Origin of the sequence: Polaromonas sp. CG_9.11 (assembly GCF_015752225.1) — a bacterium.
Taxonomy (GTDB): Bacteria; Pseudomonadota; Gammaproteobacteria; order Burkholderiales; family Burkholderiaceae_C; genus Polaromonas.
This window is the reverse complement of record NZ_JADOVE010000005.1, coordinates 18,330-41,918: the sequence shown is the minus strand read 5'-3', so window position 1 is coordinate 41,918 and position 23,589 is coordinate 18,330. Positions and strand designations below refer to the sequence as shown.

Sequence of the window (23,589 nt, the reverse complement as noted above, 5' to 3'; positions counted from 1 at the left end):
GTTCAGGCGGCGTTCGCAAGCTTTTTAAGCCGGTACAGCGCATCAAGCGCTTCCCGGGGGCTCAAGATATCAGGATTTATGGAGGCCAGTGCCGTGTCAATGGCGGAAGGCCCGGCCGCCGGCAGCTCCGGCGGCAGGGCAAACAGGTCGACCTGCGCGCTGGCCTGGCTTTGCTGGGTTTCCAGCGCGGCCAGCGCATGGCGCGCATGGTTGACGACGGCGGCGGGCACGCCGGCCAGCTTGGCCACGGCAATGCCATAGCTCTTGCTGGCCGGGCCGGGTTCAATGTGGTGCAAAAACACGATGTCGCTGCCCGAGTCGACCGCGCTGACATGCACATTGACCGCGCCGTGGTGCTGTGCCGGAAACCCGGTCAGCTCGAAATAATGCGTGGCAAACAGCGTGAACGCCTGCGACTTGTTGTGCAGGTGGGCGGCAATGCCGCCGGCCAGCGCCAGGCCGTCGAAGGTCGAGGTGCCGCGCCCGATCTCGTCCATCAGCACCAGCGAATGCGGCGTGGCGGCATGCAGGATCTGCGCGGCCTCCAGCATCTCCAGCATGAAGGTCGATTGCGCGTTGGCCACGTCGTCGGCCGCGCCGATGCGCGTGTGAATCGCGTCGATCGGCCCGAGCCGGCAATGGCTGGCGGGCACGTAGGAGCCGATGCTGGCCAGCAGCACGATCAGCGCGACCTGGCGCATGTAGGTCGATTTGCCGCCCATGTTGGGACCGGTGATGATCTGCATCCGGCTCTTGCCGGTCAGGTTGCAGTCGTTGGCGATGAAGGCGCCGCCGCCCGTCTCGGCCAGCCGGCTTTCCACCACCGGATGCCGGCCCTGGCCGATGTCGATGCAGGGCTCCTTGACGAACACCGGGGCGCACCAGCCCAGCGTCAGCGAGCGCTCGGCCAGCGCACACAGCGCATCGAGCGCGGCAATGGCGCGCGCCAGCCGGCTCAGCGCGGGGATGAAGGCCTGCAGCTGGTCGAGCAGTTGCTCGTACAGCCACTTTTCGCGCTCCAGCGCCCGCGCCGAGGCCGACAGCGCCTTGTCCTCGAAGGCTTTGAGCTCTGGCGTGATGTAGCGTTCGGCATTTTTCAGTGTCTGGCGCCGCCGGTAGTCGGCGGGCACCTTGTCGAGCTGGCCCTGCGTGACCTCGATGTAAAAGCCGTGCACCTTGTTGAACTGCACGCGCAGGTTGGCAATGCCGGTCCTGGCCTTTTCGCGGCTTTCCAGCGCCAGCAAAAAGCCATCGCAGTTGGTCTGGATGGCACGCAGTTCGTCCAGTTCGGCGTCGCAGCCCTGGTTGATGACGCCGCCGTCGCGCACCAGCGCCGCCGGCTCGTCCAGGATGAACTGGCGCAGCAACCCGGCGCAGCCGGAGGGTGGCTGCAAATCTTCAAAAATAGTGGTCAAAAGTGACGTTTGCGCATGGTCCACGGGCACCAGCAGCTCTGCTTTTTGTAGCGTCAGCTGCAGTGCGATGAGTTCGCGCGGGCGCACCTGGCGCAGCGCGATGCGGGCCGTGATGCGCTCGACGTCGCTGCTGCCCTTGAGCTGCGCGCGCAGGGTTTGCTGGGCGTTGGCGCGCAACTGCGCAATCGCTTCGAGCCGGCCGGCAGCCTGGGCGCGGTCGCGGCGCGGGCTGAGCAGCCAGCTTTTCAGCGCCCGGCTGCCCATGCCGGTGGCGCAGGTGTCGAGCAGCGAGAGCAATGTGGGCGCGCCTTCGCCGCGCAGGGTCTGCGTGAGTTCGAGGTTGCGCCGGGTCGTCTGTGGCAAGTCGATCAACTCGCCGGAACGCACCACCTGCAGGCCCTGCACGTGCGACAGTGCGCGGCCCTGGGTGTGCTCGGCATAGCCCAGCAGTGCCGAGGCGGCAGCATGCGCTTCGCCCAGCGCTTCAGCTTGCCACGCCGCCAGCGAAGCCACCTTGAGCTGCTCCAGAAGTCGGCGTGCGCCCAAGGCCGCGTCGAACTGCCAGGACGGCCGGGCGCTGGCGGCGCAACGCCAGGTTTTCAGGCGCTGCTCGAACGCCGGCGTCACCTCGACGTTGTAAAGCAGTTCACTCGGGGCGATGCGCGCCAGCCAGGTTTCCAGTTCGCTGCTGGCGCAGTGCGCCAGGTGGATCTCGCCCTGCGTCACGCTGAGCCAGGCCAGCCCGCAGGTGTTGCGTGCACCCTGATGCACCGCCAGCAGGATCGATTCGGTCTTGTCGTCGAGCAGTTCCGCGTCCAGCAGCGTGCCCGGCGTGACCACGCGCACCACCTTGCGCTCGACCGGCCCCTTGGCTGTGGCCACGTCGCCGACCTGCTCGCAAATGGCCACCGATTCGCCGAGCTTGATCAGCTTGGCCAGGTAATTCTCCAGCGAATGAAACGGTACGCCGGCCATCACCACCGGCTCGCCGGCCGACTGGCCGCGCCGGGTCAGCGTGATGTCGAGCAGGCGCGCGGCCTTTTCGGCGTCGGCATAGAACACCTCGTAGAAGTCACCCATGCGGTAGAACACCAGCGTGTCGGGGTAATCGGCCTTGATGGCGTGGTACTGGGCCATCATCGGGGTGTGTGCTGAAAAAACTTTCGTTTCCCTCTCTGAAGGCGCTTGTTTTTCATCAATTTCTAAACGATTCTTCATTTTCCCTATCAATCTATATTGCCCCACTGTGATCCATGTGAAAGCATATCAGTCCGCCAAAAAGTCCACCAATTTACCGCCAAATAAATCAAATCGCACATAATTAGGCTGTCTTTGGCGGACTCCGAGTGTGGGCGTCCGCCAAAAGCGATTTGAAAGGCGCAACTCATGAAGCTTGATCTTACGCAGACCCTGGTATCTCAGATGTCTATCGATAAGGTCCCCATGGTGGGGGTGAAATACAAGGATTGGCCGGCCGCAAGTGGCCCTAATTATCTCGTGTACGACGGACACCGAGACGCTCCGCCGGGGTTTGCAATTCGAGTGGGCAAGCGATCTTCGGTCTACCTTGTTGAAAAGCAGGTTGCCGGTAAAAATATGAAGATCCCGGTTGGGCTTGCTAAGGGCAAAAAGGGCGATGCCGTCTTGATAGATTTGGAGACTGCCAGAGTTCTGGCAGATGGGCTCATTGCCACTGCTAAAAAGCATCGGGCCAACCCCAAATCGATTGCGGACAGGATCGAGGCCAGCGAGCTCACGCTAGGGCAAGTATGGGACGAGTACATCAAAGACCTGACGGGGCGCTCGAAGCCCATCAAGCCTAATTCCCTTTCCTCGCTCAAGAATGCTCGCGACAAGTTCCAGGATTGGGAAGACCGCAAGGTGCGTCTCGTGACAGGAAGAGAAGTTTTGGACCGCTTTGACCTGCATGCAGTGACCAACGGGCACAAGACAGCGGCGGAGGCCATGGGCCGATGGGCAACTGCGGCCGTGAACAACGCGATCGAAAACGAGACGCACAACGCCCACTCTGAAGGTCGCACACCGTCGTTGACTTACAACCCGTTCACGATCTTGCAAACCAAGAAAAAATATCGGGACCACGACCAACTCGAGAAAGACTATGCCAAAAAGGGCGTACGAAATCCTCTTTCGTTTGCAACCACTGTTGGTCCGTTCATCAAGGCCGCCTGGGAGTATCGCGAATCTAATCCACTGGCGGCTGATTACCTGCTGCTAGATTTTCTCTGGGGCCTGCGCGGCGATGAATGCCGCACGATGAAGTGGTATGACAAATTGAGCCATGAGGAGACGTTCACGCAGCGATGGGTGGACATGGATCAGAAAGTTGCCCGGGTCAACGATGCGAAAAATCGCCAGGATCATGAGTTTCCGATCGGCCCGTTCGCCTATGAGCTTCTAAAACTTCGCAGGGAAATGCAGAAGCCTGACGACATTTGGGTTTTTCCGGCCCGGATGCCCAACTCTTTGACCGGACATTACTCCGATCCTTCTGTAGCCATGAAGACGGTTAGGGATGCGGCTGGCATCAAGGTTGTGCGCGGACACGATCTGCGACGGACGTTTGGTGCGGCATGCGAAAAACTAGGACTGATTGATCGGCAGGTTAAGCGAATGCTGGGCCATTCGACAGGCGGCGGCGACACTTTGGGTCGCTATACGACTCCGGAGTGGGGTGATGTTGTCTCACGAATGGAAAAAATCGAGGAAATGATCATGAGGACGGCTCCGCAGGTGTTCAATGCCCTCAGGCCGCGCGGCGTTAAATCAATGAGTGACGAGTCGGATACTTTGATCAAACCTGGCCCGATCAAGAAGTCGAGGCGCGCGGTTTAACATTGACCAGCAACGAGTAATGCACAGGTATTGGCCAAAGGAGTGAAGCATGGTGAAAGTCACGGCGCCTGACATTGGCACTAGAGCTGAAGAGAAGCGTCCGAAGACCGGCGGACGTGTCAAGAAGGATGTGGGCCAGTTGATGGCTGAAACTCGGATCAGGGCCGAGCTTGCAGTTATGCATGACGACACCACGTTACCTGCCGAGCTTGCCGCCATTTACCTCTGCATTTCTGGCAAGCAGCTGGGTGAGTTGCGCAAGCGGATTCCGCTGCTCAAGGGCAAGGAAAGCAAATTTAAAGGGCCGCGGATGATCAAGCTTTCGGACGGCGAGGCCATTGGCTCCAATCAACCTGTCACGTACAAGATTGGAGATCTGCGTAAATATCAAACCGAACATTCAGGATACGACACATTCCAAACTTCCTTAGCGAGCGGCCTCATGGCTTGGATTTCCAGCCCAGCCCCATTCTTTGTACGGTTGGACAACACTTCCGGTCGCGATTCTGTAGTTTTTGTTGCGAAGGCTTGGGGCTGGGGATCGGATGTGGCCGCAAAAGAATTGCTAATTAAAGGTGCTCTCGATGGCGTACTCAAAATTAAATGGGTATCGCCCGCCGAAGCAGCTCGCGATCTGTGGGAAAAGCCGTCAGAGCACAAGGCATTTGCAAAACTATGGTTCGGCGCACTGAAGCTTGAGCGTCAAATAGTCAAAAAGAAAGTCGAAGATACGAAGATCGTTAATGCAGTGTCAGAAGCCACCCTTGCAGTTGAAGAGGTGATTGCGTTGGCTTTAAACATAGCGCATGGCCCGCTTGTGCGCGCTGGCGTCAAATTGACCCAGGGATCAATTTGACGCCAGCGCACGCATTGGTGCTCAAGGGTTGTATTTAAACCGTATCCCTGCCGATTTACATCGGGCAAAAAGCATCAATTTGGATACAAGCCGTCGGCTTCAATATTACTCAATAAATCTCAATAGTTTTCAATGGCTCTCAATACTTTTCAATCTTGTCAATGACGGATATGTAAGTCACCGCGCGATGCGCTGACGGTTGCGAATCGGTGCAGAATTAAAAGAGATAGCGCCGAGAAGGCGGGAATGACTTACAAAGACATGGAGCAATGCAATCCCACCAAACACCAATACCAGTACCTCACAGCAACCAAGCGCACGCAGAATACTCAGAAAGCGTGGACTTCCTTGAACAGACCATGTTCAAGCCGTTGATTGCTGCTCATAAAACAGATCATCGCAAAAAGAGATCAACTTCCAGCCACGCCCGACGACGTCAAAACTAGACTGCCTATCTGCGACGCTTTTCGCCTTTGCTAAGAGCTGTTTCGCTGCATCATTGGCACATCGACAACTAAAAGTAGATGAGCAATGACCAATATGACAAAAAACGGCAGCGGTTCCTTTTGCATCCCGAAACGGGCAATCGACTTGCTTTCAAACCCGGAACTTGATACCAAGGCGATCGGCGCGTATCTGGTCATCGCCATGTGTACCGCTGAGGACGGCGTTTCTTCTTCAGCAGGCATACAGGCGCTTGAGAACTATCTTAAATGTGGCAAAACATCCGCTGAAAGATATGTGACCCAATTGATTAACGCAGGAGTCATCGCCGATCTGCGCTTGGGTCTGGGCGATGCAAAGGCGCAGCGTGCAGCTGTGCGGTTCAAGCTCCATGACTTTGACGAGGCCATTGAAGTTCGAGCCTGGTTTGATCGATCGATAGTCGAATTTGTCAACCGTAAAACCAATGAGTCAAACATCCTAAAACTGTGCAATGAGCGTCCCGAATGCATCCGGATGTTGCTTTGGCTGTACGCTCACTTGCCCGTTGGCGCAACAACCGTTCAACATCCCTTGCCCCCCTTGAGTCAAGAAGGGATCTTCGTTCGTTATGAATGGGACGAAGATCAGGAGCGTGAAAGCAAAACGCACACCTTTCAAGTGGCCGCTTACCCAAGACTTTCATTGGAAGGGTGCGATTTGGTGCTGAATTACGACCATCTAAAACTCGAAAGGGCTGTAGACACTTTGCTGAGAAAAGGGTTTCTTTACGAAGTGATCATGGTCTGGGATAAGCCACTTGTTCGTTATCCAAACTACACAACGGATGAACCGTATATTGACGTTGGATCTCTGCCGCTGTATCAACTGCATGTTCGCAAGTACGGCGGGAAATTGTCAGACGACGAGGTTGGAGTTTCCCACCTCACACTCAAGGCAGCCACTTGCGCTGATATTGAGGTGTTTGACCATGAAGGTGTGGTCGAGAACAAATTCGTTGTCATCTCACAAGTTGGAACCCCGGTCGGAGTGGCGGGGGTGTATCGGCTCAGTCATCGTGTAAAAAACGCTAAGAACCTAGGCGTCAAAGAAGCCTGGGCGGCGCTTATGGACACTGAGCATGAGTACCGCCAGTGGCTAATGCATTTATTGGAAGATGAATACCACCTAGACGTCACTGGCTTGAATCAAAGTATTCAGTTTGAGGCTAAGAAAGAGAAGGTCGCTGCCAGACCCTCGCCCTCACTTGGGATGCGTGCTTAGCGTCACCCATGAGGGGTCGGCTGCACATATCCATCATTGTTGCGCGCAACTCAACAGTTCAGCCCTATGATTTGCAGCTTTAATGTCAAATCTCAGGAGGCTCAGTAGCGATATTGCGTTTGCCAGTCATCTGCAATAAGAATGCTAGGTTATGCCGCCTTACAACGCTGAAATCTCCGCCGGTTCCCTGATGCCACTTGAAAGCAAGCGAGTAGCGGCGTTGCTGCTCTCTCGTCCCGACGAAGTTGCATGGGCATATGCGATTGAGGTGGAAAACATCCTGCAAAAGAAGACGCCAGCCACCGCCCGTCGACAAGCTACGCTTTTGCGCAAGCGCCTATCCGCTATGGATGCCCAAGCCTGGACGATGATCACCGAACGCGAAAGCGAGGTTGTGACCCAGCTTTTGCTGGCCGGCGCCGTCAAACACAGCCAACTTTTGGGCGATTTCGTCCGAAATGTCTACGCCACCCACCAGCGGCGTTTAGAACTATTCATAGCCGCTTCGGACTGGCACGACTTCCTGGCAGAGTGTGCTCACCAAGATCCCGCCGTTACCGGTTGGTCTGATTCGACCAAGGCCAAACTTTTTCAGGTCATCATCCGCATTTTGGTGGAATCTAAATATTTGGAAAACGCTCGCTCGATGAAACTGTCTCCGCGCTCTTTGCACCCCGCAGTGCGACGCTACCTCTCGGATCGAAACGAAACCTATGTACTTGATTGCCTGGAGCGCGCGCAATGATTTTGAGTCTTGACGAACGTCTGAATCAGATCCTGCCGCGCATCACGTCAAGAGAATTTTTGGACAGCAAGGGTTTGGGTAATGAAATCGGGTTCTGGGTGTTCGACTATCCGCCCGAACGCGAAATGGATGTACGCGGCTTCTTGTCGGGTACGGTGTTTCCCGCGTTGACTAAACAAGTGCCGCACATCAAGGCGGCTACCGTAGACCTGCTGAGCCTGGTCACTGAGCTGCTGGAAGAGCGCAATCTGCTCGACAAAGCCATGGAAATGCAGGCCAGCAAAGGCAACGACCGCACCCTGGCAGCCCTGCGCTCGGTGCTGAAAGAAGACAAACTGGCCCAAAAAATTGCTTCCCAGCACGACATTGCCAGTCTTGATTTGATGATCCTGACCGGCGTGGGCGCGGTCTACCCCATGCTGCGAACACACACCCTGCTTTCTGCCCTGCACCCTGTCATGGGCGACACGCCATTGCTGATGTTTTTTCCGGGCAAGTACGACGGCCATTCCCTGCGACTTTTTAACACCCTTGCAGAAGACCATTACTACCGCGCTTTTCGATTGGTACCTGAGTCCACCTGATTGATCTCCCGTCACTGATCACGCATAACTTTTGCCAGACATCGACAACCCGAAGAAGCGCATACAAATGAAAATTCGCGAGCTATTTCTTAAGCCCATCGACCGCCCGATCAACGGCGTCATCAAAGCCGACCAGATGGATGCCGCCAGCGTATGGCAGGAGCTGGAGGAGTACGTTGTCACCAAGCAAATCAGCGATTACCTGCGCCGCTTTTTTGATGCTTACCTGGCGGCGATGGACCGTCCCAATGATGCTGCGATCACGGAGCGGATGGGCGTGTGGGTGTCTGGCTTCTTCGGTTCGGGCAAGTCGCACTTCATCAAAATCCTTTCTTACCTGTTGGAAAACCTGGAAGCAAACAACCCCCAAACTGGCGAGAAACGGCGAGCCAACCAGTTTTTTGATCTCCAAAAGATCAAAGACGCCATGCTGCTGGCCGACATTCAGCGTGCGACCCAAGGCACTACCGACGTCATCCTGTTCAACATTGATGCCAAAGCTGACAACAAAGCCGAGCGGGACGCGATCCTGCAAGTGTTCTTGCGCGTCTTCAATGAAAAGCTGGGCTACTCCGGTGATGCCCCCCACATTGCCGACATGGAGCGCCACCTGGTTTCCAAGGGCAGCTTCGACGTCTTCAAGCAGACCTTTGCCGAATTCAATGGCAATACCTGGGAAAAAGAGCGCGACGCTGTGGATTTTTTGCGCGACGACATCGTGGCAGGCCTGGCCAAAGCGCTCAAAATGACGCCCGATTCCGCTGGTCGCTGGTTCGACAGTGCCAGGGAAAGTTACAGCATCAACATCGAAGGCTTTGCCAAGATCGTCAACGACTACCTGCTGACCAAACCGGCCGACCACAAAGTCATCTTTCTGGTCGACGAAGTGGGCCAGTTCATTGGCGCCAGTTCACCTTTGATGCTCAGCTTGCAGACCATCACCGAGCAGTTGGGCACCCAATGCAAGGGCAGGGCGTGGGTCATCGTCACCAGCCAGGAAGACATTGACGCCGCTATTGGCGAGGCCAACAAAGCCCGCTCGCAGGATTTCTCCAAGATTCAGGGGCGCTTTCACACCCGCTTGTCGCTGGCCAGCAGCAACACCGATGAAGTCATCGGTACTCGCTTATTGACCAAAACTGAAGCCGCGCATGTGAAGCTGCGCGATGCCTTTGCCAGCAAAGGCGACGTTATCAATAACCAGATCTCCTTTGTCGGCACTGCGGTCAGCCTCAGGGGTTTCAAAGATGCGGTTGAGTTCGTGGACTTCTACCCGTTCGCCCCGTACCAGTTCACCCTGCTGCAAAAAATCTTCGAGTCGATCCGCAAGGTCGGTGCCACGGGCAAGCACCTGTCACGCGGGGAGCGTTCTTTGCTGGATGCTTTTCAACATGCGGCCGTGCAAAATCTGGGCAAGCGCACTGACATCCTCATCCCGCTGTACGACTTCTATCCGTCCATTGAGAGCTTTATTGACGGCATGGCCAAGCGCTCTATTGATGAAGCGCCACTCAACCCAGCCCTGCAACACTTTGATGCCCAGCTTTTGAAGGCGATGTTCCTCATCCGGTACATCCCCGACATCGTCAAACCTACCATCGACAACCTGGCCACTCTGTGCATTGACGAAATCGATGCGGACAAGCTGGTCCTCAAACGCAAGATTCAGGAGAGCCTGGCCCGCCTGGAGCAACAGCGCCTGGTCAGCCGCAATGGCGACCTGTGGTTTTTCCTGACCAACGAAGAGCGCGACGTGGCCCGCGAGATCGGCCATGTTGATGTGTCTGCCGCAGAAAAGTCCCGTCTGCTGGCCGAACTGATTTATGACGAGATCTTCAGCAACCAGACCAAGGTTCGGCACCGTGACACCAAGGCTGATTACGAATTCAATCGCCTTCTCGACGGCGCCCCGTGGCGGCAAGCCAATCAAGTGCTGAGTTTTGAAGTTTTGACGCCACTGGGTGACGACTATGAAAAGCTCTCTGCGGCCAGGTGCATCCTGCGCAGCAGCGAAGGCAATGGCCGCGCCATCGTGCGACTGGATGAGGCGGAACGTTTGGATATCGAGCTCACCCTTTACCAACAGATTGAAAAATACATCGTCAGCCCCAAGGCCGATCAAGCCACAGCGTCGCTCAAAAGCATTCTGCAAAATCGCAAAGACGAAAACCGCGAACGTCGCCAGCGCCTGGTGCATCAGCTTTCTACCAAGATCGCCGAAGGCCAATTCTTCGCCCTGGGTCAGACCGTAGAAATAAAGGCCAATGGCCCCGACAAGGTGCTGGACGACCTGCTTAACTATCTGGTTACCAACACCTACAGCAAGCTGCCCTACCTCAAGGTTCGCCAGGTCGACCCGATTGCTGAAATAAAAGCCTTGCTCTTGGTGGGCGACGTTTCCAAACCAGGCCTCCCGCTGAATGGCGATGAAGGCAACGGGCTTGCGATCCAGGAACTGCGCGATTACCTGCAACTGGCAGCAAGCCAATCTCGAGTTCTGCTGTCCGACGTGGTGGACCGCTTTGCTGGCATCCCTTGGGGATGGAAGCCCGAGTGGGAAACGGTGTTGCTGGTCACACGCCTGCTTATGGCGGGTGAAATCAAACTGATGGTCGATGGCTCTGACCTGGACCCAGCCTCTGCCGTTGAGCCGTTGACCAAGTCAAACCGGTTTAAGCAGGTCTCCATCCTCAAGCGCAAAGTAGCCGATGCCCATGCGCTCAAGCGTGCCCGCGATCTGTACAAAGACTTGTTCCAGAAGCTGGGCCGTGAAGAAGAAGACAGCTTGGTCGCCGATTTCCGGGCGCAGCTGGCTGACTGGCAATCAGACCTCAAAAGCTATGCCCTTACCGCCGCCTCGCCTCATTACCCCGGCAAGGCAGCCATTGACAAGATCTTGACCAACCTGGGCCAGCAGCTTGCCATTCGCGACAGCTTTGCCTTCATCGAAGCATTGCTGAGTGCAAAAGAAGACTGGCTGGACGCTGCTGATGGTGTGCACGACCTGGTCAACTTTTATAAAACCCAAATCACGGCTTGGCGAAAGCTTCTGTCTGCGTTGGACCAGTTTGCTGACAACCGAGAGGCGCTTAACAAAGTGCCCCAGGCGGCCACAGCATTGGCAGAGCTCACCCAGATCCGTGACAACCCCACCCCTTATGGGCAAGTCAATCGCATTGAGCCCTTGGTGTCGGCGGTTACGGCAGTCAATGAGCAGCTGGCCAACGAAAAGCGTGAAAGAGCGCTGCTCTCCATCGACGGCAAAATCGCTGAAGTGCAAGCCAAGCTCGCCAATACGGCTGCGACGCCTGACACCAGCAACAAGGCCCTTCGCCTGCTGCAAGAGCTCAAGACCCGCATTGCGAGCCAAACAAGCATTGCCCAGATCCTGTACCTGCAAGGGCAGGGCGGTGATGCCATGGACGATGCCGTTGCCATCATCGAAACTGCGGCAGCCGCTGCGGCTAAACCTGTATCCCATGTGGCCACACCGGGCGATGTCACCAAACCAATCACCACCGGCCAGCCCAACGTGCCTGCACCCGTGGCCAAAACCACCAAGGTCATCCGCGCAGCCGATTTGTCCATTAAAACGTACCTTGAGACTGGTGCCGATGTGGAGGACTACCTTACCAAGCTGAGAGCTGAGTTGCTTGAAGCTATCCGTGCTGGCCATATCGCGCGCATTCAGTAGTCGTGAACAATTTTAAGTTTCCCGTTCGGGAATGTCTGTTGGTGAGAAGTCTGAATTTGCTAGAAACTTCCCGATCAGGAAATTTCTTTTGTAATCGACGATTTAGTGATTGATAATTTCCCGAACAGGAAATAACCATGCCCACACTCGTCAACACTCCAGCAGCGCTTGGCAACGCCGCTCAGGCTGCCCGCAAACGGCTGGGCCTGACCCAACCGCAGCTTGCATTGGCTGCTGGCGTGGGGGTGCGGTTTGTGGTGGAGCTGGAGGCAGGCAAGCCCACCGTGCGGTTAGAAAAGGTGCTGAGCGTGCTGCACGCCCTGGGCGGCCAGGTCTTGGTCGAAGGGCTCTGACATGCCCAAGCAGCTCACGGTCTGGCTGTTCGGCCGCCTCGTCGGTACATTGGCGCAAATTGACGGGCGCTTGGGTTTTAGCTACGCACCTGAATGGTTGGCCCAGACCGATGCTGTGCCCATGTCACAGTCGCTACCGCTCCAGCCGGATCCGTTTGATGACCGTGCTACCCGACCATTTTTCGCCGGTCTTTTGCCCGAAGGCGACATGCGCAAATTGGTAGCTCAGGCATTGCACGTTTCAAGGCAAAACGACTTCGCCTTGCTTGACGGTATCGGAGGTGAGTGCGCTGGCGCCGTCACCCTGCTCGAACCGGGCCAAACACCTCAGGTCGGCGTTACCGAAGACGCCGTGCGATGGCTGGTAAACGCTGACCTGATTTCGGTGCTTGACGACATGCCGCGCCGCCCCATGCTCGCAGGCGAGCAGGACATGCGCCTGTCGCTGGCAGGCGCGCAAGACAAACTGCCCGTCGTGGTGCGTCTTGAGTCTGGCGTGGTGCAGATTGGCTTGCCCCGATTCGGCTCGCCCAGCACCCACATTCTCAAGCCCGCCATTCCTGGCATTGAGGGCAGCGTTTTCAACGAAGGCTTTTGCATGGCGCTGGCCCGCGCGCTCAAGCTGGATGTCGCCAATGCCGTCATCCATCATATTGAAGAGGATCCGCAGCAGCGGCAATTCTTGCTGGTGGAGCGCTATGACCGTCAGCATGCGCAGGCCGATTCCGCAATCCATTCAACAACCCTTTCAGTGCGCCTGCACCAGGAAGATTTCTGCCAAGCGTTGGGATTCCCTCCAGAGACCAAATACCAAAACGAAGGGGGTCCCGATCTAGCGCAAGCCTTTGAACTGTTGCGCCGTGCTACCCGCCCCAGTGCACCCAGCACACTGCGGCTGCTGGACTTCGTGATCTTCAACGCCCTGGTGGGCAACCACGATGCGCACTCCAAAAACTTCTCGCTGCTGTACACGCCACAGGGCGCTTTATTAACCGGTTCTCTGGCCCCCTTGTATGACGTGCTGTGCACCGCTGTTTATCCAGGGCTCACCGACAAAATGGCCATGAAGATTGGCAGCAAGTACAAGTTTTCCGAAGTGCAGGCACGGCACTGGACGCAGTTTGCAACCGATGCACAGCTGTCCCCGGCGCTGGTTAAAAAGCGCATTCTCGACATCGCCAAACGGCTGCCCGACTTGGCTCTCGCCACTGAAAAAGTCCTTGAAGAACAAGGCAACGGCCACCCCATCGTAGGCCAGATCGTCACGCTGATCGACCAGCGCTGCGCCCTGACCATTCGCCGCCTCACGGCCACTGGTGCTGACGAGCCCGAACATGATGCCCCAGGGGGCACGTCGTGAATTGCTATAAAAGTAGTAGCTACCGACGCAATCTACTAAAGCGCTAAAGCCCAATTTAGCCCATAAAACCAAGAATCGCTGCCAGAGAACCCATGAACAAAGCCAAACTAAAGTCCTACGCCCCCCAGGCCCGCCAAGACTTCATCGCCGCCGTCACCGCCCGCGCCAACCTGCTGGGCTTGTCCGACAAAGCAGGCCAGCTACAGGTCGCCCCCGCCCAAACCCAAGGCGACGTCACCCTTATCGCCGGCCAAGCCTGGCCCGCCAAAGTGGCCACCCAGCGCGACCAGCTCATCACCCGCATGCGGCGCGAAGGCTTTGCCCACACCTGCGAGGCCGTGGCCTACACCTGGTTCAACCGCTTTGCAGCGCTGCGCTACATGGAGCTGCACGACTACCTGGGCCACGGCCACCGGGCGCTCTCAAGTAGCATGGGCAACCTGCCCGACATCCTGACCCACGCCGCCGAGCTGGCCCAAAGCACAAGTTTAGGGGCCGAGTCCGGCCTGCCCGGCCTCAAACCCGCGCTGGTGACCGAGATGAAGCTGGCCGGCAACCGCGACGGCGAGCTCTACCGCATGCTGCTGGTGGCCCAGTGCAACGCCCTGAGCGTGGCCATGCCCTTCTTGTTTGAGCGCATCGACGACGACACCGAGCTGCTGCTGCCCGACAACCTGCTGCGCACCGACTCCGTCATCGCCAAGCTGGTGCAGGCCATCCCTGAAGAAGACTGGGCCGAGGTCGAAATCATCGGCTGGCTCTACCAGTTCTACATCAGCGAGAAGAAAGACCAGGTCATCGGCAAAGTGGTCAAATCTGAGGACATACCCGCCGCCACCCAGCTCTTCACCCCCAACTGGATCGTGCAGTACCTGGTGCAAAACAGCGTGGGCCGCCTGTGGCTCATGGCCAACCCGGCCAGCCTGCTTGCCAGCCAATGGCCGTATTACATCCAGCCCGCAAGCCAAACGCCCGAGGTGCAAGCGCAGCTGGATGCCCTCATCCAGACCCGCATGGATGAAGATGGCGGCAGCTTGAATCCCGAAACCATCACCGTGCTAGACCCGGCCTGCGGCAGCGGCCACATTCTGGTGGTGGCCTACGACGTGCTCAAGGCCATCTACCTGGAGCGCGGCTACCAGCCCCGCGCCATACCGCGCCTGATTCTGGAGAAAAACCTCTACGGCCTGGACATTGACGACCGCGCCGCGCAGATGGCAGGCTTTGCTCTGCTGATGAAAGCCCGCGCGGATGACCGCCGCCTGTTCAATGAGCCGCCCAAGCTCAATGTGCTGTCGCTGCAAGAGAGCAAAGGGCTGGATGCCGCTGCGCTCGTCCAGGCCATCAATGCCGGTGGCACAGAGCGTGTCGACGTGGCCCAGCTTCGATGGTTGATCGATACCTTCGAGCATGCCAAAACCTTTGGGTCTTTGATACAAATCGGCCAGCAGCCCTCGTCGAACCTGCGTGAGTTGCTATCAATAGTGCAGCAATATCTGCAAACTGGCGATCTCTACGCCCAAGCTGCCGCGCAAGATGTGTTGCCTTTGGTGCAGCAGGCGTTGGTGCTGGGGATGCAGTTTGATGCGGTGGTGGCGAATCCGCCGTATATGGGTAGGAAGTTTGTTGAGCCCAGTTTGAAAGCTTTTTTAGTTCGCCACTACTCTGATTTTGATGGTGACGTTTTCTCTGCCTTCATGGTCCGAAACATCACCTTCGCGAAAGACGCGGGATTCTTAGGCTTTATGTCTCCGATGGTCTGGATGTTCATCTCCTCGCATGAGCCGCTTCGTCGAAAAATCATTGAGGATACTAATCTCGCGTCTCTCGTACACCTAGAGTACAACGCATCAGGGGAAGTGCGGGTGCCACTATGTACTTTCACATTAATGCGATCACACGTAGCTAGTTATGCTGGATCCTACATACGGCTCACTGAATTCGGTGGATATGACAATCAGGGTCCAAAAACGCTAGAAGCGATTTCTAATCCGAATTGTGGATGGTTCTTTGTAAGTCGCCCAGACGATTTCAACAAGATCCCAGGAAGTCCAGTGGCGTATTGGATTGGCGACAAAATCCGTGAACTGTTTGTTTCAAATCCTAGTATGGGAGAAATGTGCGAGCCAAGGCAAGGATTGGCAACAGCCGACAACGACAGATTTCTTCGAATGTGGTCAGAGGTCTCATTCAACGGCATCGCTTTCAACATTGAAAGCAGAAATAGCGCATTGCAATCACAACGTCGTTGGTTTCCTCATTTGAAAGGTGGAGACTTTAGAAAGTGGTATGGGAACCACGAATGGTTGGTCGATTGGAAGGAAGACGGCCACGACATACGAAACTTTAAAGATAGTTCAGGAAAGGTCAAATCGCGCCCACAGGGAACTGACTACTATTTCAAAAATTGCGTAAGCTGGTCTGATGTAACTTCATCATCAAACTCCTTTAGGTTCGATGGGCCGGGTTTCATTCCAAATGTAGTTGCTCCAGTAATCTTTGAGTCAAAAGCAGATTTGAGGATTTTCCTCCTTGCTGGGAATAACTGCTTCTATAACTTTATTGCTAAAGTTTTAAATCCAACCCTTCATTTCCATGTTGGATATTTCGCGACGATGCCCTTCCCTGAGAAATTGAAAAATATGGATTTGTCGCTTGCTGACAAACTTGTTTCATTATCTAAAGATGACTGGGATTCCTTTGAGACATCGTGGAACTTTAAAGCGAATGCTTTAGCGAGTTTTGCAGAATCCAGTAAATTAAGTGAAGCATGGGACTCGTGGAGTGCCATCAGTCAACACAGGGTACTTGGGACAAAAAAGCTTGAAGAGGAGAACAATAGCCTATTCATAAATGCCTACAACCTTCATAGCGAACTTACCCCCGAAGTCCCCGAATCCCAAATCACCCTGGCTCGCGCCGACCGCGAAAAAGACTGCCAGCGCCTCATCTCCTACGCCATCGGCTGCATGATGGGCCGCTACAGCCTGGACGAGCCCGGTCTGATTTATGCCCACGCCGGCAACGTCGGCTTTGATACCAGCCGCTACGCCACCTTCCCCGCAGATGCCGATGGCATCGTGCCGCTCACCGACGAACTCTGGTTCACCGACGATGCCGCCAGCCGCGTGCGCGAATTCCTGCTGGCCGTCTGGGGCGCTGACACCCTGGAAGAAAACATGGCCTGGCTGGCCGAAAGCCTGGGCAAGAAATCGACCAGTGGGGCGAGTGAAACCCCAGACGAGACCATCCGCCGCTACCTGGCCGACAAGTTCTTCAAAGACCACCTGCAAACCTATAAAAAGCGCCCGATCTACTGGCTCTTTTCCAGCGGCAAACAAGGTGCCTTCCAGGCCCTGGTCTATCTGCACCGCTACACCGAGGGCACCCTCGCCCGCCTGCGCGCCGAATACGTCGTGCCCCTCACCGGCAAGCTGCAAGCCCGTATAGCCATGCTGCAAAAAGACCAAGAGGCCGCCAGCACCACGGCCGGGCGCAACAAGCTGAACAAAGAGATCGAAAAGCTCAAGAAAAAGCACGTCGAGTTACTGACCTACGACGAACAACTGCGCCACTACGCCGACATGCGCATCACCCTGGATCTGGATGATGGGGTGAAGGTGAACTATGGGAAGTTTGGGGATTTGCTGGATAGTGTGAAGGCGGTGACGGGTGGGGCGGGGGATGAGTAATAGGTGCACACTGACTACGACAAGGATTTATCGATGAAAACCATTAGCAAGCAAGAGGTTCGCCGCAAGGTGGTTGGCAATGTGCTGGCGTCTATGCGAATCGAAAAGCTCCAGCCCAGCGCTGAGGTGGTGCGTGGCCTGAACGCGTGTATGGCAGGCCAGGAAACCACGGCCAATTTGCATCAACAAGTGATGAAACGCCATGTCTCGTTACGACGCGGCTGACGAGTACGTTTACCCCGGCACCACGGTACTGCGCAATAAGGCCGATATACGCGATCACGATGCATTGGATGCGTTTGAGGCCGATGCCACAGCGGTGAGGATGCTGGAGTTATTGGAGCAGCCGATTGCAGGCTGCTTTGACTTTTTGCATCTCTGCGGCCTTCATCGCCACCTATTTCAGGACGTGTATGAGTGGGCCGGTGAGGTCCGCACGGTAGACATCAGCCGCGACAGCAGTCGATTTGCCCATGCCCCCATGATCGAGGGCTATTTGGCGGGCGAGCTTGGCAAAATAGCTAATGAAAACGGATTGCGTGGATTAACCCCAGAGCGCTTTGTGGCCCGTTTGGCGCATTACATGGGTGAAATCAACGCGGCGCACCCTTTCCGCGAAGGCAATGGCCGCACACAAAGGGTTTTTTGTGTGCTGTTGGCAGAGCAGGCTGGCTATTTCATCGACTTTGAGACCGTTGATCAAGCCAGGATGTACGAGGTGATGATGGCCAGCTTCAACGGCAATGCCTTGCCGCTAGAGGCGCTGTTGTGGGAGATCACTTCCATCATTGGCACCGCAACATGACGGCACTCAGCATGACCCATCCCCTAACTCTGCCGCCCAGTGCGCTGGCCGAGTACCAAGAGTGGCTTGCCGCCATCAAGCAGCGCGTAGCGTCCACACGCCTGCGGGTGGCGTTGGCAGCCAACAGCGGGCTGATCGCCCTCTACTACGAGCTGGGCGCGCAAATTGTGGATCGGGAGGCACGGTCGAACTGGGGCAGTGGATTCATCGACGCCTTCAGCAAAGACCTGCAACAAACTTTTCCGGAAATCGGCGGTTTCTCTTCAAAAAACCTGCGCTACTGCCGGGCCTTCTTTCGCTTTTACTGCGACCCCGCAATTTGGCAACAGGCCGTTGCCAAATTGGCCCTTACGTCGGATACGCCGTGGATCGGTGTCGATGGCGAGCTGGCCACCGTGCTGGCCCGAATTCCCTGGGAGCACAATATTCATATTTTCACCAAGTGCGCCAACGTGGCCAATGCCAATTTTTACCTCGGCCAAACGCTTGAGCACGGCTGGAGCCGCGACATACTGGCGCTGCAACTCAAGTCCAGCTTGTTTGCCCGCACTGGCAAGGCGGTGACCAATTTTTCTCACACCTTGCCACTGACATTGCCACAGTCCGACTTGGCCCAGCAAACGCTGAAAGACCCCTACACCTTCGACTTCATGGCCATGACAGCGCCGCACAACAAGCTGGATGTGAAGCGCCAATGTGTCCTCGCCAAATGGAGTTGGGCATGCATGACGTGAAATATCGGCTTGCAGTCGTTGGGCCCTTGCGCGAAGTAACTAGAAAATTGTTTCAATGAGCCAACAACGCATTTCCGACAGCCTGAAGGCTTTTTTTTCCAGCCACTCAGTGGTGTTTTGGCATGACGTTGATGCAGAGTTTTCAACGGCTGTGGGTGATTTTGCGCTGGATGGTGTGCGTCTCGTTCGGTTGGATGAAACGCCCGCGCTGCGTATCAAGCTGGACATGGAACGTTCTCCTGATCGACGTTGGTTGGTCTACAGCACCCAACCCGAGCCCGAGCCGACCAAAGACTGGCTGCTGGACGTACGCCTGCGGTCCAAGTCATTCCGCGCTGATTCAACTTCTATCTTGCTGGAAGACTTGGGACTGACAACACTTTCCTTGCGCAGCCACCTAAAAGACCGCTCCAAGTTTCTGCGCGCCAAGGACCGTGTGGAAAAGCTCAAGCGGCTGGTTTTGCCTGGAGACTCGGCGCAAGATATGGATCGCAAGATGTTGGCGGTGTTGGTCAGGGCGGATTCGCCAGAATTGTTCGTGATGTTGCAGCGGCTTTATGCAGGTTTTGTCATTGACGGTGTGGCCGACCTGGCTGCGCAGCCAAAAGCATGGCAGGACGTTGGTGCGAATGATCTGTTGCCCGCCTTTTGGGATCTGGTGCAGCAGCAACTGGGGTACATGGACCCAAACCCCACTTTGCGGGATCTGCTGGTGCGCATTTTGGTGACAGACTTTTGCCGAAGCCTGGTGGGCGATGCACCTAGACAATTAACGCACTTTGTGTTGCCCGAGCGCTCCCTGGCTGCAAATGCCTCAGTTTTTGTTGCCCGTTGGCGCTCAGACATTGCTCAATTCGGTAGTTACAACGCCTTGGCGCAGGCGATTGCTCAAGAGCTTGAGCTGAACAGCTTGTTGGCAGGCCAGTCTGCTGAACAATTGGTCGAGTGCATGACGTTTGAAGAGGTCGAATTGCGTGTGGTGCAAGACCTTAAAAAGCGCATTGTGGACGGCGCTGGTGCCAATATGGACGTGGTGCGGGTGCACATTGCACGTCGCCGCGATGGCCATTGGGCAAATCCGTTGCTTGTCAGCGCCCACGACCACACCCGAGCTTTGGCGGCGTGCTATGACGCATTGACGGCGGCCGCTGATTTTTTCTCATTAAAGTCCATGCATGCTGCGGGCTTCAGTTTTACGGATGCAGCAGCGGCTTTTGCCCAGTACCGTGATGCGCTGTTTCGCTTCGACCAGTTGTACCGGCACTTTCACAATGCTGCCGATGCGGTGGAGCCCACGGGTTGGGCGGTGCTGCATGAGTTGCGGGCTTTAATTGAAAGCGTTTACTCCGGCTGGTACATCCCCCATCTCGGCACTGCATGGGCTAAGGTCGTCGAAGGGCCGCAGGGGCTACTGGCTACTTGGCAGCTACCGGAGGTCACGCCCCAGCAGAACTTCTTTGCACAAAGAGTGCTGCCTTTGTACGAGGGGGCTGTGAAACGAGTGTTTGTGGTGATCTCGGACGCCTTCCGTTTTGAAGTGGCGCATGAACTGGTGCAGCACACCAATAGCAAGAACCGTTTCAAGGCAACGCTGGAGGGCATGTTGGGCGTGTTACCCAGCTACACCGCTTTGGGCATGGCGGCCTTGTTGCCCCACCAGACGCTTGCCTATAGGGAGGGCAACACGGTGGAAGTGCTGGCCGATGGACACACCGTGGCCACGCTGGAGCAACGCAGCGACCACCTCAAGCCTTTTGGTGGCCTGGCCATCAAGGCAGAAGACCTGATGTCTCTAGGCAAGGACAAGGGCCGGGACCTGGTGCGCGATCACCGCTTGGTCTATGTCTACCATGACCGCATCGACATGATTGGCGACAAACAAGCCTCAGAGACCAAGACGTTTGAGGCGGCGGCGCAAACGGTTCAAGAGCTGTCGAGCGTGCTGGGCTTCATCATCAACACGTTGAATGGATCCAACGTGCTAGTAACGGCCGACCACGGCTTCATGTACCAAGAGCCCGCCTTGGATGTAGCCGATAAGTCGGCGTTAAACGACAAGCCAGCGGGTACCGTGATTGCCAAAAAGCGTTATCTGATTGGCCGAGACCTGGGCGTGACGCCCAAGGCCTGGAGTGGCAACACTTCGGTCACTGCCGGTACCACTGCTGAAGGCAGTCTGGACTTCTGGGTGCCCAAGGGTGCCAGCCGGTTCCACTTTGCCGGTGGCGCACGCTTTGTGCACGGCAGTGCCATGCCGCAAGAAGTGGTGGTGCCACTGATCACTGTGCGTGTGAGTGATGCCGACGGGGCTAAAACCCGTTCGGTCAGCATCAGCTTGCTGGGTTCCACCAACAAAGTGGTCACGAACACCCAGCGGTTTGAGTTTATCCAGACCGACGCTGTTTCTGAGCGCGTGCTGGCCCGCAGCGTGGTCGTGTCGTTGCGTGACGGGGAAGCGATGATCAGCGATGAGCAGTCCCTGACGTTCGACAGCATTTCGCAGTTACTGGATGAACGCAAGCGTTCGGTTTACCTGACGGTGCAAAGCGGTACCCATGACCCCCACAAACGCTATGACCTGGTAATGCGAGACGCAGCGACCAAGGTAGAAGTGCTGCGACTCCCCATCAAGGTGGATTTGGCCTTTGGCAATGATTTTTAAGAATTGATATGACGACAAGCCCTGAAAACGAACCCGAGGTCGTGCTCGGTAGCGAACTCGACACCGTACTGGAGCCCTTGGCTGAATTCCCTTTGAATAGCAGTTTGGATGACTTGCTGAACACCCACTTTGCCGGCAAGGTGGTTCGCAAGGATCTGACCAAGCTGATCAAGGAAGGTGCCAACGTCCCGGTGTACGTGCTGGAGTACCTGCTGGGCATGTACTGCGCGAGCAACGATGAAGGCGTTATTCAAAATGGCCTGCAAAACGTGAAACGCATCCTTGCCGAAAACTACGTGCGACCAGACGAGGCCGAAAAGGTGAAGTCCAAGGTGCGAGAGAGCGGTACTTACAAAGTTATCGACAAAGTGACCGTCAAGCTCAATGAAAAGCGCGACGTTTACGAGGCCCTGCTGTCGAATCTGGGTGTGAAGAACGCTGAAGTTTCCGACACCTATGTGCGCCAATTCGAAAAGCTGCTGGTGGGGGGTATCTGGTGCATCATCACTTTGAAGTACCACTTTGAAGAAGACCAGAAGGGCTCGCCGTTTTCGGTGACTGAGTTAAAGCCGATCCAGATGCCCAACATGGACATGGCTGCCTTGTTCGAAGCTCGCAAGGCTTTCACGGACGAGCAATGGATTGACGCATTGATTCGCTCGACGGGCATGGAGCCCAGCCATTTCAAGGAACGCGCGAAATGGCACCTGCTGGCCCGCATGATTCCGCTGGTAGAGAACAACTACAACTTCTGCGAGTTGGGACCGCGCGGCACGGGTAAGAGCCACATCTACAAAGAAATCAGCCCGAACAGCATATTGGTGTCTGGTGGGCAGACCACCGTGGCCAATTTGTTTTACAATATGGGCGCCCGTAAAGTTGGGCTGGTGGGCTTGTGGGACTGCGTGGCTTTTGACGAAGTGGCAGGCATCAACTTCAAAGACCACGATGGCGTGCAGATCATGAAGGATTACATGGCTTCCGGTTCTTTCAGCCGGGGCAGGGAGTCGATCAATGCCAGCGCATCCATGGTGTTCGTCGGCAATATTAACCAGAGTGTTGAGTCGCTGGTCAAGACGTCCCACCTGCTGGCCCCGTTCCCTGAAGCCATGATTGACTCGGCCTTCTTCGACCGCTTCCATGCCTATGTGCCTGGCTGGGAAATCCCCAAGATGCGTCCTGAGTTCTTCACGAACCAGTACGGCCTGATCGTTGACTACCTGGCTGAGTACCTGCGGGAGATGCGCAAGCACAGCTTTGCCGATGCCATAGACAAGTGGTTCAAGATGGGCAATAACCTGAATCAGCGCGACACGATCGCCGTGCGCCGTACTACCTCGGGACTTTTGAAGCTGGTGTCGCCGAACGGAGAATACACAAAAGACACCGTGCGCAAGTGCCTGGAATACGCGTTGGAGGCCCGCCGCCGCGTGAAAGAACAGCTCAAGAAAATTGGCGGTATGGAGTTTTATGACGTCCACTTCAGTTACATCGACCTGGAAGATGGTGTGGAACGATTCGTCACGGTGCCCGAACAATCTGGTGGAGCGCTGGTGCCGGAAGGGCGCTTGCAGCCAGGCACTTTGCACACGATCAGCATGGGGTCAAGTGAGATGCCTGGCATTTACCGCATGGAGATCCAGTCCATTCCAGGTGGCGGCAAGATCAACGTGTCCGGTTCAGCGCCACGTGATGCCATGCGGGTGGCGTTTGACTATTTCAAAGCCAACTCGTCCAGAGTCAGCGCATCGATCAAACCAGGCGAACGAGACTTTCACAGTCATCTGGTGGAACTCCAAAACACTGGAGTTCCGCAATCGTTGACGCTGGCAAGCTTCATTGCGCTGTGCTCCGCTGCGCTCACCAAGCCTGTGCAGTCGCAGTTGGCAGTGCTTGGGGACATGAGTCTTGGGGGAACTATCGTGCAAGTTCGTAATTTGGCGGAGAGCATGCAAGTGGCCTTTGATGCCGGCGCAAAACGCATTCTGTTGCCGATGTCCAGCGTGACTGACATTCCTTCTGTGCCCGGGGAACTGTTTGCAAAGTTTCAGACCAGTTTCTATTCTGATCCTGTGGATGCGGTGTTTAAGGCGCTGGGTGTCGAGTAGCTGTTTGGCTATTGCCCC

15 protein-coding genes are annotated in these 23,589 nt (G+C 56.1%); 14 read left to right on the top strand and 1 reads right to left on the bottom strand.

Translation table 11 applies throughout. The features are described 5' to 3' along the window. Positions 1-2 precede the first annotated feature (2 nt). Positions 3-2,555, bottom strand: a complete 2,553-nt coding sequence (gene mutS / locus IWX85_RS05715; protein WP_196869067.1) for a DNA mismatch repair protein MutS — start codon at positions 2,553-2,555, stop codon at positions 3-5. A 246-nt stretch (positions 2,556-2,801) separates the two neighbouring features. Here mutS and IWX85_RS05710 point away from each other — a divergent pair, with 246 nt between their 5' ends. From IWX85_RS05710 to brxL, 14 genes are all read left to right on the top strand, one after another. After that, positions 2,802-4,271, top strand: coding sequence for a tyrosine-type recombinase/integrase (locus IWX85_RS05710; protein ID WP_196869066.1), 1,470 nt, complete (start codon positions 2,802-2,804; stop codon positions 4,269-4,271). A 49-nt stretch (positions 4,272-4,320) separates the two neighbouring features. Beyond that, complete coding sequence (locus IWX85_RS05705) at positions 4,321-5,127, top strand: hypothetical protein (protein ID WP_196869065.1); 807 nt, start codon at positions 4,321-4,323, stop codon at positions 5,125-5,127. Between the two features lie 531 nt (positions 5,128-5,658). Then, a complete protein-coding gene (locus IWX85_RS05700; RefSeq protein ID WP_196869064.1) occupies positions 5,659-6,834 on the top strand; it encodes a hypothetical protein in 1,176 nt (391 codons plus the stop codon). A gap of 151 nt (positions 6,835-6,985) precedes the next feature. After that, positions 6,986-7,579: a DUF1819 family protein gene (locus tag IWX85_RS05695; RefSeq protein ID WP_196869063.1), complete on the top strand. Its 594-nt coding sequence runs from the start codon at positions 6,986-6,988 to the stop codon at positions 7,577-7,579. Beyond that, positions 7,576-8,163, top strand: coding sequence for a DUF1788 domain-containing protein (locus IWX85_RS05690; RefSeq protein ID WP_196869062.1), 588 nt, complete (start codon positions 7,576-7,578; stop codon positions 8,161-8,163). The genes IWX85_RS05695 and IWX85_RS05690 overlap by 4 nt, the downstream gene beginning before the upstream one ends. A gap of 31 nt (positions 8,164-8,194) precedes the next feature. Then, complete coding sequence (gene brxC, locus IWX85_RS05685; protein ID WP_231379566.1) at positions 8,195-11,857, top strand: BREX system P-loop protein BrxC; 3,663 nt, start codon at positions 8,195-8,197, stop codon at positions 11,855-11,857. Positions 11,858-11,994: 137 nt separating this feature from the next. After that, positions 11,995-12,210, top strand: a complete 216-nt coding sequence (locus IWX85_RS05680) for a type II toxin-antitoxin system Y4mF family antitoxin (RefSeq protein ID WP_196869061.1) — start codon at positions 11,995-11,997, stop codon at positions 12,208-12,210. Position 12,211: 1 nt separating this feature from the next. Continuing rightward, complete coding sequence (locus IWX85_RS05675; protein WP_196869060.1) at positions 12,212-13,570, top strand: type II toxin-antitoxin system HipA family toxin; 1,359 nt, start codon at positions 12,212-12,214, stop codon at positions 13,568-13,570. 92 nt (positions 13,571-13,662) lie between these two features. Then, the gene (gene pglX / locus IWX85_RS05670; RefSeq protein WP_196869059.1) at positions 13,663-17,262 is read left to right on the top strand and encodes a BREX-1 system adenine-specific DNA-methyltransferase PglX; all 3,600 of its coding nucleotides are present in this window, start codon (positions 13,663-13,665) and stop codon (positions 17,260-17,262) included. A 3-nt stretch (positions 17,263-17,265) separates the two neighbouring features. Then, a complete protein-coding gene (locus IWX85_RS05665; RefSeq protein WP_196869058.1) occupies positions 17,266-17,487 on the top strand; it encodes an antitoxin VbhA family protein in 222 nt (73 codons plus the stop codon). Further along, entirely contained in the window at positions 17,465-18,067 is a 603-nt protein-coding gene (locus IWX85_RS05660; RefSeq protein WP_196869057.1) for a Fic family protein, read from the top strand. Before IWX85_RS05665 ends, IWX85_RS05660 begins: the two co-directional genes overlap by 23 nt. 11 nt (positions 18,068-18,078) lie before the next feature. After that, entirely contained in the window at positions 18,079-18,801 is a 723-nt protein-coding gene (locus tag IWX85_RS05655) for a DUF1016 N-terminal domain-containing protein (RefSeq protein WP_196869056.1), read from the top strand. Between the two features lie 55 nt (positions 18,802-18,856). Then, complete coding sequence (gene pglZ / locus IWX85_RS05650; RefSeq protein ID WP_196869055.1) at positions 18,857-21,463, top strand: BREX-1 system phosphatase PglZ type A; 2,607 nt, start codon at positions 18,857-18,859, stop codon at positions 21,461-21,463. Positions 21,464-21,471: 8 nt separating this feature from the next. Then, a complete protein-coding gene (gene brxL, locus IWX85_RS05645; protein WP_231379565.1) occupies positions 21,472-23,571 on the top strand; it encodes a protease Lon-related BREX system protein BrxL in 2,100 nt (699 codons plus the stop codon). Positions 23,572-23,589: the final 18 nt, after the last annotated feature.